The following is a 14,002-nucleotide window of genomic DNA, read 5'->3' as shown; positions in this document are numbered from 1 at the left end:
TACGCGGCGATTATCTGAAATTGACGGACATGGATATTCCTGCCAATATTAAATATCGGCAACATGTAAAATAAAAACACAGAGTTTCTATTTTAAATCTCCCATAAAAAATATAAGCATTCGAATCACGATAAACAATGCAAATAAAACGACGCAATCCAATTGCGTGCCAGCTTACACTTAACACGTCAGGAATTAGTGCCGCCCATTTAAAACAGGCACGGCCATCTATTTACCGATATGACGGCAGCGATATGTCCGCAGACAGCCAGCGCCAGCGACGCGGAACAAAGGCGCTGGAGCTAGTGGAGTACCGTTCCCCGCCGGATGCTTACGCCGCTTCCAGCATGGCCTTCAGGGCAGGCACGGCAAGGCAGCTCCATTTCTGGTTCTGTCCGCCGTTGTATGGCCACACGAGGATGGCATTGCCGGGATTGGCGTTGTTGTTGGCGTTGTCCAGTACCATTTGCGGGTACTGCACGTTCGAGATGTTGGGCGCGCGGCCCACCCAATTCCACAACTGGCTGGTACGACCCAGTGTCATCGTGGCAACGATCACCTGGCCCTGCTGGCCATCGTAGCCTTGCACATCGAGGCACAGGCTGGGATTCGACGCCAGCGTGATGTAGCCGGAGTTCGGGTCCATATTCCATTGCGAATTCGTGCCGCCGATGCCGGAAAGAACTTGCAAGGTCACGGGAGAACCTGCCGCCACGCTATTGACGCCAATGCAAAGATTCGTATTTTGCAAGCTTTGGATTACATATGCAGTCATGCTATATCTCCAATTAGGTTATCGACGTTAATATATCAGGCTGGCAGCAAAATATATTAGCGGAGCTGTTTTGCAGCAACGTCAGTATGAACCGTATTTTTTAATTTATTGTCACGCTTTGTCACTTTAAAACATATATATTAAAGAATTAAAAGCAATTAAATTCATTGATTGATAAAATAATTCCCCAGCCGCACGGACGGCATGGCCAGGCACTAGGGCAAGACTGTCAGCGCATTTGACAGTGCGCCTGGCCGCGACGACGGTGCCAGGCTCAAGTCCTTGTTTTACAAGCGATAAATTTTCAGGAACGCTTCCTGCTTGGCCCTCTGCCAGGACCGCGCGGCGGCCCGCACGGGGGAGCGAGCATGAAGCAGATCCAACGGCATATCACACAGACGCTGCTATCGCTGCTGGGCCTCATGCTGTGCATGATGTCCGCCGCGCACGCCACCAGCATTGGCTACACGGCAACAGCGCTGGGCGGCACGCTGTGGCGCTACGACTATACCGTCAGCAATACCACCATGGCCGTCCCCATCGCCGAATTTACGCTGTTCTTCAGCGTGGGACAGTACGCCAAGCTGCACAATATCTCCACGGTACAAGGCTGGGACGTGCTGCTGGTGCAGCCCGACGTGGCCATTCCCGCCAGCGGCTACCTCGACGCACTGGCGCTGGCCGGCGGCATCGTCCCCGGCGCCATGGCCACGGGCTTTTCCGTCACCTTCGATTACCTGGGCGCGGGCAGCCCCGGCGCCCAGCCATTTTCCATCCTCGACCCCGTTTCCTTCATCGAACTCGAGACGGGCCTCACGCAGCCGGCCGCCATCGCCCTGCCGTCCACGCCCTGGCTGCTGCTGGCGGGCGTACTGGCCGCGGCATGCCTGCGGCGCCGGCAACTGGCGGGCGCCGCGCTGGCCACGGGCCTGGCGCTGGGCCTGTGTGCCTGCGGCGGGCCGAACGATCCTACGCAGCCGCCCGCGCCGAAAATCATGCTGGCCGCCGCTACCACCGTCCAGGCCGCCGGCGACTTCGAAGTGACGCAACTGGAAAAAGTAGCCGAGCAACGCGTCAGCCGCACGGCCTGGGACTACACTTACCGCGTGCACATCCGCAACAACAGCAGCGCGGCGGCCAGCAATGTGCAAGCCGTGCTGGCCGGCGCGCCCGAAGGCAGCACCATCATCGATGGCGAGGTGCTGGCCGGCAGCATCGACGCGGGCGCCACCGTCACGCCCGATGACACCATCACCCTGCGCATCGAGCGCAGCATCGCCTTCCAGAGTGCGGCCCTGGCGTGGACCTTCAGCGCCAACGCCAGCATCGAGCTCGACCCCGTGCTGCCCGCGCAAGTAGTCACGCTGTCGCTGGCCGCGCTGGGTTTGACGGACGGCGCCGACAGCGTCAAGGCCAGCGGCGCCGTCACGGACGTGCTGCTGCAGGACGGCAGCCTGCGCTTTTCCACGCCCGGCGACACGGGCGTGTACCAGCACGCGCAGTTTTCTCTCAGCAAGGGCAACAAGGTCACCACCCTGAAGGTGCTGATCCAGCCGGACCTGCCCACGGCCGTGGAAACCCATGTGGAGCCGGACGACGACGGCAGCCTGCCCGCCACGGCGCCCGTGCTGGCCATCACGGGCCTGGGACCGAACAACCGCCTGCAGCCGGGCGCCCTGGCGTTCCGCCTGGTGGGCGCGCCGTCACTGCCCCTGCAGGACGACAGCGACGGCCTGCTATCCATGCCGGACGGCGTGGCCGTCAATCTCAAGCCCTATTGGGTCTTCGATGCGGCCAGCGGCACCTTCAGCATCAGCGCCACGGCCATGCGGCAGTTGCTGGCATCTTTGCCCAACGGCAGCTATGACCTGAACCTCAATTTCGTCTCGCGGGATGGCGAATTCACGGCCAGCTATGCCTTGATCGTCATCAAGTCCGGCATCGTGCTGCAAGGCCAGCTGCGCACGCCGGCAGGCGGCAATGCCACGGGACTGGCCGGCAAGAAGATGTTATTGGCCGGCTACAACAACCACCAGCGTCAGGTGGCCATGGTCGACGCCACGGGCGCCTTTCATTTCGCTGGCGTGCTGCCCGATACCTACCAGCTGACCTTGAACGACCTGGCCCATCCGAACGTGGTCAGCGTCAGCGCCGTCGTCTTCGACAACAGCAGCACCGTCAGCGTCGGCATCGTCTATCCGTACGAGCCCGGCCTGGCCCGGCGCGCCACGGCACAGAGCTATGTGGCAGGCAGCGTCACGCAGGATGGCGCCGGTCCGCCCGCGCGCGAAGTGCCCGCCAGCCCCCGTGCGGCGGGCGACCTCACGCCGCGAGATGACGGGGACAGCAAGAGCTTCTCGGCCACGGCGGCCGCGCAAAACCAGACCATCACCTCGCCCGTCGCCTTCACGGTGCCCAAAGGCACGAAAAACGTGGGCGTGAAGATCACCGTCAGCACGGCCGAGTATCCCGTCTACACGACGGCGCAAAGCCAGTACAACGATACCTGGTCGTACGCCGTGACGGGGCTGCCCGGGGTCAACCTGGCCGCCACGGGCGCCGTCAACCAGACGCACTACACGCAGGGCACCATCGTCAGCACGGAGTGCGTCGACGTCAGCAAGCAAACCAGGGATGAGGCTTTGAGCCTGGGCGGCAATGTCAGCGCCACGAATATCGGCGACAACGCCCTGCCCACCGTGACGACGGTGGAACTGAGTCTCGCGTGCAAGGGTTTGAAGGTGACGCAGGCAAAATTCCTCTCACCCAACAAGGCCACCTATCCCGTTCTGCAGCCGATCAAGCTGACGGGCAATTTGGCGGGGCCGTATGTATCCGTCTCGCAAGGAACGGCCACGGCCACCCACACCTTGCCGCTGGAATTGCACTACACGCCGGCGGCGGCGACGATTACGGAAGTCAATATTGGCATTTCCGCCGGCGGCGACAATCCCGCCTTCAGCACGGAGAATTTATTGACCCAGACCAATACCAAGACTGCCGGCACAGTAAAATTTCCCAGCCTGGTACTGCCCTCCTTTGCTGGCGCCAAGCTCGACAAGAAAGCCGTCGTCACAGTGCGTCTGAAGGGCCGGGTCGACAATGCCGATGCCAGCTCCGACCCGGCCGAAGGGGGACAAGTGGAGTTCAAGGGCGACACGGCCTACATTCCCCTGTACCTGGCCAACAACGAGGCGGCGCTGGCGACGCGGCGCTACGGCACGCGCGATGCGGGCGGCGATTCGTGGGCCACGCGCCTGGCCATCGCCTGGTTGGCGGGCAAGGCTTACCGTTTCGACGACATCAGCGGCCAGCACGTGACGCAGACGGCGGCGGGCCGCTCCATCCTCGGCCACAGCGGCCACAGCGACGGCCAGCAGATCGACTTGCGCTACGCGGACGGCGCGGGCGGCTACTCGGATGCGCTGGGCGGCCAGAATGATGGCGCCGCCATCCACCAGCTGATCACCGACGCGAAGGCGGAAGTGGTGGCCAACCTCGCGCAAAAACCGAAACTGGCAGCCCTGCTGGCGTGGATCGCGGCGAACCGGGCCATGCTGGCACAGGAGGCGGCGCCAGCCAGCACGCGCGTCGTCTACATCGGCCCCAGCTTCATCAAGCTGGCCCTCGTCGACGGGCGCTTTTCCGCTGCGCCTGCTGACAAAATTCCCGGCGCGGGGAGCTGGATCAAGCCGATCAAAGTGCACATCGAAACGGGACACCTGAGCCACTGGCACATCAGCATCACGGCCCATCCGTGACGCCGCGACAAATTCAGGCAGGCAAGTCGGACAATTCCAGCTCGGAAAAGCCGGCCCGGCGCCGCGCTTCCAGGTTGAACGGGCCGCGCAGGGTGGGCGCTTCGTAGCGCAGCGCCAGCTCGGCATAGGTGGCGCGCAATTCCAGGCCACGCTGCTGGCACAGGTAGCCATACCAGCGGTTGCCGATTTCCACATGCCCCACTTCATCGCGCAGGATGATGTCGAGGATGGCGGCGGCGGCCAGGTCTCCCGCCTGCGCCAGCTTGGCGCGCAGTGGCGGAATCGCGTCCAGACCCCGCGCTTCCAGGGTGCGCGGCACCAGCGCCATGCGCGCCAGCACGTCGCCGCGCGTCTTGTCGACCATTTCCCACAGGCTGTCGTGGCCGGGGAAGTCGCCATAGGTGTGACCGAGCACCTGCAGATGCGCCTGCAGCATGGCGAAGTGCGTGGCTTCCTCTTTCGCCACGCGCAGCCAGTCCGTGTAGTAGTCAAAGGGCAAGTCCGGGAAGCGCCACAGGGCGTCCAGCGCCAGGTTCATCGCATTGAACTCGATGTGCGCGAGCGCGTGCACGAGCATGGCGCGCCCTTCCGGCGTGATCATCGAGCGCCGCCCCACCAGGCGCGGCGGCACCAGTTCCGGACGCTCGGGACGGCCCGGCACGGCGCCGGTCGGCGCCAGCGGCGAATGCGCATCCAGCGCCAGCTGCGCTTCGGCCATGGACGCCACCATCGCCACCTTGATTGCCGGATCCGGTTCGAGCAGGCAAGCGAGCGCATACGTGCGCAATTCCTGTGGCGCGGTGAAGGTCAGTGGGGATGTTGCGTGCATGGTGTTTCCTTGGTGCGCTGATACCGATAAGGGGCGCAGTGTATCAAATTGCCTGCCCCATCAGCCAGTCCAGCAGCGCCTGCACTCTCGCCGGCAGTGTCCGCGCGGCATGCACGAGGTAATACGCCTGCGGGCTGGCCAAGGCAAATCCGCCAAACGGCAAGACCAGCTGGCCGCTGGCTAGCCACGGCTGCACCAGCTGGCGCCGGCCCATGGCCACGCCCGCATGGTGAATGGCCGCCTGCGCGCACAGGTCGGCGCGGTCGAAACGCAGGCTGCGCGTGGGCAAGTGCACCTCTGACGCCTGCCCGGCCAGCCACAGGCGCCACTCGGCATCGGGCGCGCAGGCGGGCCAGGCCAGGGTATCGTGCAGCACCGTCGCGCCGGACAGCTGTTGTGGCGCATCTTGCAAGCCGTGGTCGCGTGCATACGCGGGGCTGCACACGGGCGCCAGCCATTCGTCCATCAGCTTGCGCGATACGAGGCCGGGAACGCTGCCGTCGCCATAGTGCAGCGCCAGGTCGACCTGGCCCGCGCGGAAGTCCACGCTATCATTGCCCACGCGCAAGTCAATCGACAATGCCGGATATTGCGCAGCGAACCCTGCCAGGCGTGGCACCAGCCAGCATTGCGCCACCGAGGGGCGCGCATGCACGGTGATGCTGCCAGTGAGCGCGTCGCCGCCGGCCAGTGCCGCATGCAAGCCTTCCCAGCCAATTTGCAAGGCGGAAAAGATGCGTTCGCCGTCTTGCGTCAGTTTTACCTGCCGCGTCAATCGTTCGAACAGGCGCAGGCCCAGGCTCGCTTCCAGGCGGGCGATGCGGTGGCTGACGGCGCTGGGCGTGAGCGCCAGTTCCTGCGCGGCCAGCGCGAAGCTGGCATGGCGCGCCGCCACCAGGAAGGTGTGCAGGTTGGCGAACTGGCTGGCCGTCAGCGTGGCCTTGAGCGGCGCGCCGGCCGGCATCAAGCGGCTCCGGCCGCCAGCAAGGCACGGCCACGGGCCACGTAGGCGGCCATTTCCTCTTGCGGCACCATGCTGCCGCCCGTGCCCCACACCAGGTGCGTGGCCGTTTCCAGGTGCTGCTGATATTGCGGCGCGGCCAGCACAGGTGCTATGCCCGCGAAACCGGCCACGGCGGACGGTTCCAGGCGCAAGCCTTGCGTTTGCTCCAGCGTCGCCAGCAAGCGGTACAGTTCTTCATCCGTGACGGTGGCGTAGCCGTCGATCAGCCGCTGCATGGCGCGTCCGACGAAACCGGACGGGCGTCCCACGGCCAGGCCATCGGCGGCCGTGAGGTTGTCGATGCCGATCTCCTGCACGCTGATCCCATCGTGCAAGCCCGTGTACACACCCAGCAGCATGCACGGCGAGTGGGTCGGTTCGACGAAGACGCAGTGAACGGCATCGCCAAACGCCAGCTTCAAGCCGAAGGCCACGCCGCCAGGGCCGCCGCCCACGCCGCACGGCAAGTACACGAACAAGGGGTGCGCGGCATCCACCGCGACACCGTTTGCGGCGAACTGGGCTTTCAGGCGCTGCCCCGCCACCGCGTAGCCGAGAAACAGATCGTGCGAGTTTTCATCGTCGACGAAGTGGCAACTGGGGTTATTCTCCGCCTGCCTGCGCCCCGCTTCCACGGCCACGCTGTAGTCGGTCGCGTACTCGACGACGGTGACGCCATGGCTGCGCAATTTATCCTTCTTCCACTGGCGCGCATCGGCCGACATGTGCACGGTGGCGCGAAAGCCCAGGCGCGCGCTCATGATGCCGATCGACAAGCCCAGATTGCCCGTGGAGCCGACGGCGATCGCATACTGGCCAAAGAAGGCCCGCACGGCGTCGCTGACCAGCAGGCTGTAATCATCGCCCGCCTTCAGCAAACCGGCGTCCAGCGCCAGCATTTCCGCGTGTTTCAGCACTTCATAAATGCCGCCGCGCGCCTTGATCGAGCCGGAAATGGGCAAATGACTATCCTGCTTGAGCCACAGCTGACCACTCGTCACGCCCAGCGCCGCCTGCATGGCAGGCAGCGGCACGACGGGCGACTCGATGATGCCGCCGCTGGCCTGCGTTTCCGGAAACGCCTTGGCCAAGTAAGGCGCAAAGCGCGCCAGGCGCGCGCTGGCGTCCGCCACGTCCTCCGCCGTCAAGCCAACGTCGTTCAAGGCCTCGGCCGCCGGCGCGATGGCGGGATTGAACCAGCTCAAGGGCTGCAAGGCCATCAGTTCTGTAATCAGGGGAAATTTTTCGCGCAGCGCGGCGATGGCGGAAGTGGGCAGCATGGCAACCTCGTGAAGGAACAAGCCATGATTAGACCCCATCCCGGCGCCGCTGGCAAAGGATGGTTGATCAGGCAATGGGTGACGGGAGATCACCTGTTATGCTACAACAGAGAAAACAAGGCTATTCGCCAGGAGCAAGGGCCCTGGGGTTTCTGCTGCTTAAGAACGATGCGATGAACACGGCTGGAAAGCAGGCCAGCCAAAGATAGCATCCGGCACCGAATCCCAGCACCGTGTGGGAACTATCATCACTGGGAATAATTTTAATGCCAAAGGATGTCAGGGCAAGCGCAAAGCCAAAAAAGGCGGCCACCTTTGCGGCACTTGGCTTCTCTTTCGAGAAGTACATGGCAAAAATAAGCAGCGGATTGGCAAACCAGGCAAAACTGCCGGTCAACGGTCCTAGCCAGCCGAGCAATAACACGCCCACGCCCAGCCAGACTTCGTGGGAATCCACCATTGCCGTTAAAAACAAGGATGCCACATACGCGACAACGGTAATGGACAGAACGACGGCGGACGCATCCTCGCCAAATAATTTCTTATATTTCACAGGTTTCCGATGGCATGAACTGGTAACGCAAGACGACGGTAATTCGGCTGCTATTGGCCGATTGGCCCCCGTCCATCCAATATTAACTAAGAGCAATATCAATCTGCTTACGGTTTCAACGGCACGGCGCCAACGTCATACCAAACCCGAATACCTCGCTCAACCTGAATGACCCTCATCCAGCCACTGGTTTCCGTGATGGCTTCGATACTGACAGGGCGAACTCTTTTTTTAATGGCGGCGCTGACGCGCCAGCACCTCGTCCAGCGCCACCAATTCGCCATCACTGCCTGGCGCTACGCACTACCGCCTCGACGCATTTGAACAGCGCATCACTCTTTTCAGAGCCATGTAGCTGTTGACACTTCTCCACCTGCGGCCGCAGGCTCGCAAGGCGTGGCGCCCTTTTACCGCCCAACGTTTCGCCAAAGCAGGCCTCGGCGCGATAGGCAAACTGTGACTGTGTCGACAGCTCCGGTAAATCAAAGGCATCTTCAACGTTCTCGCGCATGGCACTGACCACGCGCAATGTCATGCCTTTCGGGCTATCCGGCAGCAGCGCCAATACTTCCGCCTTGCTGCGTCCCTGCTGCCGCAGTTCCCCTGCGGCCAAGGCCGACTTCACCTGTGCGGCGCAAAGGGTATTCGATGCTTCGATTAATGCCATGGGGTCCGGAATCGACCAGGGTTCTGGCGTTTGCGCATGCGCCGCGATACTAAAAACCGTGGCAAAGATAAAACAGGAAACGTTTTTCATCATTCTGAATGGTCGATAACTTTACATGAAAGGCCAAATCATAACTGCCCGGCCGATATTTGTTATCGATATTTCCAATAACACGCACCTTCGCCCTTTTTATGCCAGGACGAAGGCGCGTTATTTCCATTCTAGAATTTCAGCTGCATTCCCAGATCAATTGACCTGCCCTCGGCCGGCAAGGCTTGCAGCGCGCCTCCATTTGCCTTCAGGCCCGACAGGTACACGCCACCGAGCGGATCCGCGTAGGCGCGGTTGAACAGGTTGCTCACGCCTGCACTCAGGCTGGCCATCTTGCTCAGCGCCACACTGCTGCGCAGGTTGACGAGGGCATAGCCGCCCGTTTCCGGTTCGAAGCGGCGGGCATCGACCTTGTCCTTGCGGGCAACGATCTTCGTTTCGATGCGGCTACTCCAGGCGCCCAGCTTGTGCTCGACGGCCAGCAAGGCGTTGAACGGCATCATGCGGTACAGGTCGCCACCATCGCCGCGCTTGCCCCGCGTGTAAGCGGCATTGCCCGTCGCCATGAAGCGGCCCCAGCGCGCGCTGCTGGCCAGCGGCAGCTGCCACGACAGGTTTGCGCCGTACAGCTTGGCGTCGTGGTTGGCAAAACGCAACAAGTTGCCGTTCGCACCCATTTTCATGTACGGGTGGAAAGACGCCAGCACATCGACATCGATGTAATTGTCGACCTTGCTGTAGTAGGGATTGACGCGCACAAACCAGCCTTCCTCGCCACCGCCATGCCAGTCGGCCGTGAACGCCGCCGTATAGGCCGTCTCGGGCTTGAGGTCGATATCGCCCACATAGCCATTGCCGTCGCCAAACCAGTTGGTCATGGTCATGGCCATCGAGCCACGGCCCCACGAGTAGCGCTCGTACAGGTTCGGCGAGCGCACCTTGCGCGCCAGCGCGAATTCGTAGCTGCTGGCCGCGTCCGGCGTAAAGGTGGCTTGCGCCGAGGCGTCGATGTTCGTGTCGCGCTGGCTGCGGCTGCGCGCATTGAAGGCCCGGGCGGCCATCACGTCCGGCATGTTCATCATGTTGGTGCCGTACGATTGCACCTCGCCCGTCTCCATACGCACGGATTCGCCGCGCAAGCCCAGCACGCTGCTCCAGCGCGCATCGTGGCGCGTTTCCAGCTCGCCAAACAGCACGGTGCGGTCGCGCTTGCCATCGTTGATGTTCAGATAGCTACGCGGCCCCATCATCATGGAACCGGGCACGGCCGGCCAGTAATCGTCGAGGCGGAAGCCGTGCCACTCCTGGCCCAGGCGCAACTCGCCCGCAGCGGTCGGCAAGCTGGCCATCAGCGCATAGCCCGTGTTGCGCCCGTGCGTGATCATCGGCATCGTGCCCGTGCGCTCGGGTGTGAAAAAGCCCATTTCATGGTCCGTCTGCTGCCAGTAGGCGCGCGCGTCAAACACGCCCCAGGCAAATGTGCCCTGGTAGGCCAGGTTGGCGAACTGGCCATGGTTATCCGTCATGTCCATGTACTGGTTCGGGAACCCCTGGTATGGGATGTGCTGCACGCCGGCGCGCAGGGTCAGTTGCTGGCCCTGGCCTTTCGCCGCCAGCACGATGGCCTGGTTGATGCTCTCAAACATGCTGCCCAACACGGTGTTGCCGTGACCATCTTCATAGCTGTGGCCGCGCGTATAGGCGCCGCTGTAGCCGACGCTCAAGGTGTCGCTGGCTGCCGAGGCGTTCACGCTGGTCGCCACGCTGTTGTTGACGCTGCGTCCCGAGACGGCAAAACTGCCTTGCGTCAACAGCGGTGCGCCAGACTGGGCGAACACGGGCGCGTTTGACTGCACCTCGATGGTCCCGCCGATGCTGTCGCCGCCGGCGCTGACTTGTGTCACGCCCGCGATCAGGCGGATGCGCTGCACCTGCTGCGGGTCGATATAGGACAAGGGCGCATTCATGTGATTGGCGCAGGCCGATGTCAGCTCCATGCCGTCGATGCGGATTTTCAGCCGGTCGTCGGCGAAACCATTCACGACTGGCAAGCCGGACACGCCGCCACCGGCCGCCACGCTGTAGCCGGGCGTGCTGCTGAGCATCAGCGCCGTGTCGGCGGCGGGCCGGTAACCGTCCTTGACGCCCGCGACGATGACTTTCATCTCGGGTAAAACAGTGGTGTCTGCTTCAGTACGCGTTTGCGCCACGGCCGGTACGGCGATGGCGAGGGAAATCAATAAAGGGAAATGTTTCATGGTGCTGCTTTCAGAATCTGTATAGGTAAGACGAACAGACGCAAGCGCACGACACGCGCGGCGCAAGGCAGTTCAGGGAAAGGGACAGATCAAAAAGCGGCAGGCGGGCCACGAGGCTGGACGGGTGTCCAGGCGAACAGAGGCGTGGCGGATTGGTAGAACAGCAGGGGCAGCAAGCTCGTGAGGATTTCTCCGGAAGCGAGCACGAGGGCCGTTGGGGGAATATCCAGGGTGGCCGCATGCATGCTGCAGCACGGGCAATCGCCCATGCGCATGCTGCCCTTAGAGGTATCGGGCGCGTCCGTGGAGAGTGTTGCGGGCAGCATGGTCATGCCGCCCGCCACCGAGCAGATTTCCAGGCTGGGCACGGCCATGCCGCTGGCGACCGTCAGCGCGCGCGACACCGTAGGGGCGAGCGTGGCCAGGAAGATGGCGATACACGCGATCCACAGGACGATGCTGGCCTTGCCTTTGCTGATGAACATGGCAACATTGTATCAGGGCAAGCACCCTGCGCACAGGGCGCAGGTCAAACCTTCCTTACAAATCCACCTTCATCGACAGCTTGACGGCGCGCGGCGCACCGGACGCCAGGCGCGTGCCGGCGCCAGCCCAATAGCGCTTGTCTGCCGCGTTTTCCACGTTCAGCTGCCACACGACGGCCTTGTCCATCACGCGGCTCGCATAGCGGGCGCCCGCACTGAACAGGCTCACGCCACCGAGGAAGGCCTGGTTCAGGTCGTTGACAGGGCGGGCGCTGTAGTAGTACGCGCCGCCGTTGACGGACAGGCCCGGCACGGAGTCAAACGCATAGGCGAGGAAGGCGCTGGCCGTGCGTTTGGAGGCATTTTCCGGCGCCTTGCCGTTGTAGTCGGCGTTGATGTGCGCAAACTTGGGGTCGAGGAACTGGGCAGACGTCTGCCACGACAGCTGGCGCGTCAGCTTGCCCTGGGTCGACAGTTCCAGGCCGCGGTAGCGCTGTTCGCCATCCGACGTGAACACATTGCTGGTGTTGGTGTAGTAGCCAGGGCGCGTGATGTCGAACAGCGCGGCCGACAGCAAGGTGCCGTTCGGCGTCAGCCAGCGCGCGCCCAGCTCTTTCTGTTTGCTCACGCCAGGCGCCATCTTGACGCCCTGGTTGGCCGTGCCTGTCGGGCCCGTTTCACCCTCTTCCAGACCCCGCGCCGTGGATGCGTAAAACGACAGCTCGGGCGTGGCCTTGTAGATCAATGACGCCATCGGCGTGGTCTTGCTGACGTCGTAGTGGCTGATGCCCTGGTCGCTCTGGTAGCTGCTGCGGCGCACGCCGATGACGCTTTGCCATTGCGGGCTGAAGACCATGCGGTCAAGCGCATACAGGCCCGTGTCGCGCGTGTCCAGCGCGGCCGTCGTGGGCGAAGTCGGCTTGGGGCTGAACACGACATTCGTCACGGGCACAGGGTTATACAGGTTTTGCGACGCAATCGTATAGTTGCTCTGATAAATAGGATCTTGCGACTTGTCCGTGCGCGAAGCGCCCAGGGTCAGTTCATGGGCGATGAAACCCGTAGTGAAATTGCCGGCCAGTTCCGCGCGCAGCAAGTCCGACGCCGTCACGCTGTGCTGGATATTGCCCGTGATGCGGCCCGCGCCCGTGGCCAGCGCGGCCGCGTTGTTCAGGCGGAAGATTGCCAGGCGGCGGTCGCGCGCCGTTTCCGAGTGGCCCGCTTCCACTGTCAAAGCCCAGCCATCCGTGATGGCGTAGTCGGCGCGCAATTGCGCGTTTTTCGTCTGCGCTTCGAACGCCGACCAGTCGGGGCCGATCAGCTTGCGCGGATCGACGGCGCGCGGCAAGCTGATCACGCCTTTCACGGCGGCCGGCAAGGCCACGCCCGCCTGCTCCGTCACCTTGCGGCGGTCGTATTCCAGGTCCGCCTTCAGCAACAATCGGTTTGTCACTCGCCAGTCGAGCGCCGTGGACAGGGAACTGCGGTTGCCATTGCCGACATTGTCCAGGTAGGAACCCAGGGTGCCGCCGGCCGCGTTCACGCGCACGCCGAATTCCTGCTGCGCGCCAAAACGGCGGCCCACATCGACGTTCGCCACGGCACTGCCGCGATCGTCGAGGCTCAAGCCCACGCTGGTGACGGGCTTGCTGCCGGCCCGCTTGGTGACGAAGTTGACGACGCCGGCCGGCGAGGTAAAACCGTAGTACAGGGCCGACGCGCCCTTCAGCACTTCCACCCGCTCCTTGTTTTCCATGGGCACTTGCGAGAAGTTCATGATGGGCATGGAGCCATTGAGACGGTAATTCGTGCGGTTTTCCACGGCGATGCCGCGTATCACCAATTGATCCCACGTTTCGCCGCCGTTTTGCTGGCGCGTCACGCCCGCCGTATTGCGCACGGCGTCGTACAGGCCGGACACGGCTTGCTGCTCCAGCAATTCACGCGTGATCACGTTGACGGTCGAGGGCACGTCCATGATGTTGGCGCCACGAAAGCTGCCCGCCTCCGTAGTGACGGGCACCAGCCCTTGCGCGCGCGTGCCCGTCACCTGCACGGCTTGCATGACTTTCGCATCACCAGCCGTCAGGTCGTCCTGGCCGCTGGCCCCATTGGCCGCCAGCGCGGCGTGGGAAGCGAAGGCCAGCGACAGGGCTGCGGCGACTGGAAGTAAGCGGGTGCGGGGAGAGACGACAGGCATGACATCGGGCTTTCAATGAAAAAGAGGTACAAATGGGAACTTACGGTTGCGGCCATGATACCGATAATGAGAATCATTATCAAGTAAGAGTGAGTTTTTGTGAGTTTTACAGAAGAAACAAGGTCACCGCAGCGCCTGTT

General features: G+C 62.9%; 10 protein-coding genes. 1 reads left to right on the top strand and 9 read right to left on the bottom strand.

What is annotated here, in order from left to right; all coding sequences use genetic code 11:
* Positions 1-331: 331 nt before the first annotated feature.
* Positions 332-775 (bottom strand): ricin-type beta-trefoil lectin domain protein, encoded by a 444-nt coding sequence (locus tag ACQ4WY_RS27015; RefSeq protein WP_353657415.1) that lies wholly within the window; start codon positions 773-775, stop codon positions 332-334.
* Positions 776-1,143: 368 nt separating this feature from the next.
* Here ACQ4WY_RS27015 and ACQ4WY_RS27010 point away from each other — a divergent pair, with 368 nt between their 5' ends.
* Positions 1,144-4,536 (top strand): hypothetical protein, encoded by a 3,393-nt coding sequence (locus ACQ4WY_RS27010; RefSeq protein ID WP_436506735.1) that lies wholly within the window; start codon positions 1,144-1,146, stop codon positions 4,534-4,536.
* Between the two features lie 13 nt (positions 4,537-4,549).
* Here ACQ4WY_RS27010 and ACQ4WY_RS27005 read toward each other — a convergent pair whose 3' ends face one another.
* The 8 genes from ACQ4WY_RS27005 to ACQ4WY_RS26970 form a co-directional block, all read right to left on the bottom strand.
* On the bottom strand, positions 4,550-5,365 hold the full coding sequence (locus ACQ4WY_RS27005) for a ferritin-like domain-containing protein (protein ID WP_436506734.1): 816 nt from the start codon (positions 5,363-5,365) through the stop codon (positions 4,550-4,552).
* Positions 5,366-5,408: 43 nt separating this feature from the next.
* Positions 5,409-6,329, bottom strand: a complete 921-nt coding sequence (gene dsdC / locus ACQ4WY_RS27000; protein WP_436506733.1) for a DNA-binding transcriptional regulator DsdC — start codon at positions 6,327-6,329, stop codon at positions 5,409-5,411.
* Entirely contained in the window at positions 6,329-7,648 is a 1,320-nt protein-coding gene (dsdA, locus tag ACQ4WY_RS26995) for a D-serine ammonia-lyase (RefSeq protein ID WP_436506732.1), read from the bottom strand. Before dsdA ends, dsdC begins: the two co-directional genes overlap by 1 nt.
* Before the next feature lie 121 nt (positions 7,649-7,769).
* Complete coding sequence (locus ACQ4WY_RS26990; RefSeq protein ID WP_436506731.1) at positions 7,770-8,201, bottom strand: hypothetical protein; 432 nt, start codon at positions 8,199-8,201, stop codon at positions 7,770-7,772.
* Between the two features lie 283 nt (positions 8,202-8,484).
* On the bottom strand, positions 8,485-8,958 hold the full coding sequence (locus ACQ4WY_RS26985; protein ID WP_436506730.1) for a hypothetical protein: 474 nt from the start codon (positions 8,956-8,958) through the stop codon (positions 8,485-8,487).
* 131 nt (positions 8,959-9,089) lie between these two features.
* Positions 9,090-11,177 (bottom strand): TonB-dependent receptor, encoded by a 2,088-nt coding sequence (locus ACQ4WY_RS26980; RefSeq protein WP_436506729.1) that lies wholly within the window; start codon positions 11,175-11,177, stop codon positions 9,090-9,092.
* A gap of 89 nt (positions 11,178-11,266) precedes the next feature.
* The gene (locus tag ACQ4WY_RS26975; protein WP_436506728.1) at positions 11,267-11,662 is read right to left on the bottom strand and encodes a DUF2946 domain-containing protein; all 396 of its coding nucleotides are present in this window, start codon (positions 11,660-11,662) and stop codon (positions 11,267-11,269) included.
* A gap of 55 nt (positions 11,663-11,717) precedes the next feature.
* The gene (locus ACQ4WY_RS26970; RefSeq protein ID WP_436506727.1) at positions 11,718-13,862 is read right to left on the bottom strand and encodes a TonB-dependent siderophore receptor; all 2,145 of its coding nucleotides are present in this window, start codon (positions 13,860-13,862) and stop codon (positions 11,718-11,720) included.
* Between the last annotated feature and the right edge of the window lie 140 nt (positions 13,863-14,002).

It is taken from the genome of Janthinobacterium salmonicoloratum, from assembly GCF_051380845.1.
Taxonomy (GTDB): Bacteria; Pseudomonadota; Gammaproteobacteria; order Burkholderiales; family Burkholderiaceae_D; genus Janthinobacterium; species Janthinobacterium lividum_F.
Note: the sequence above shows the minus strand (reverse complement) of the source record. Positions and strands in the feature narration are given on the sequence as shown.

Bases quoted from the DNA above. Each gene is read 5' to 3' on its own strand.
- ACQ4WY_RS27015 (WP_353657415.1), bottom strand. From the start codon at position 775: ATGACTGCATATGTAATCCAAAGCTTGCAAAATACGAATCTTTGCATT.
- ACQ4WY_RS27010 (WP_436506735.1), top strand. From the start codon at position 1,144: ATGAAGCAGATCCAACGGCATATCACACAGACGCTGCTATCGCTGCTG.
- ACQ4WY_RS27005 (WP_436506734.1), bottom strand. From the start codon at position 5,365: ATGCACGCAACATCCCCACTGACCTTCACCGCGCCACAGGAATTGCGC.
- dsdC (WP_436506733.1), bottom strand. From the start codon at position 6,329: ATGCCGGCCGGCGCGCCGCTCAAGGCCACGCTGACGGCCAGCCAGTTC.
- dsdA (WP_436506732.1), bottom strand. From the start codon at position 7,648: ATGCTGCCCACTTCCGCCATCGCCGCGCTGCGCGAAAAATTTCCCCTG.
- ACQ4WY_RS26985 (WP_436506730.1), bottom strand. From the start codon at position 8,958: ATGAAAAACGTTTCCTGTTTTATCTTTGCCACGGTTTTTAGTATCGCG.
- ACQ4WY_RS26980 (WP_436506729.1), bottom strand. From the start codon at position 11,177: ATGAAACATTTCCCTTTATTGATTTCCCTCGCCATCGCCGTACCGGCC.
- ACQ4WY_RS26975 (WP_436506728.1), bottom strand. From the start codon at position 11,662: ATGTTCATCAGCAAAGGCAAGGCCAGCATCGTCCTGTGGATCGCGTGT.
- ACQ4WY_RS26970 (WP_436506727.1), bottom strand. From the start codon at position 13,862: ATGCCTGTCGTCTCTCCCCGCACCCGCTTACTTCCAGTCGCCGCAGCC.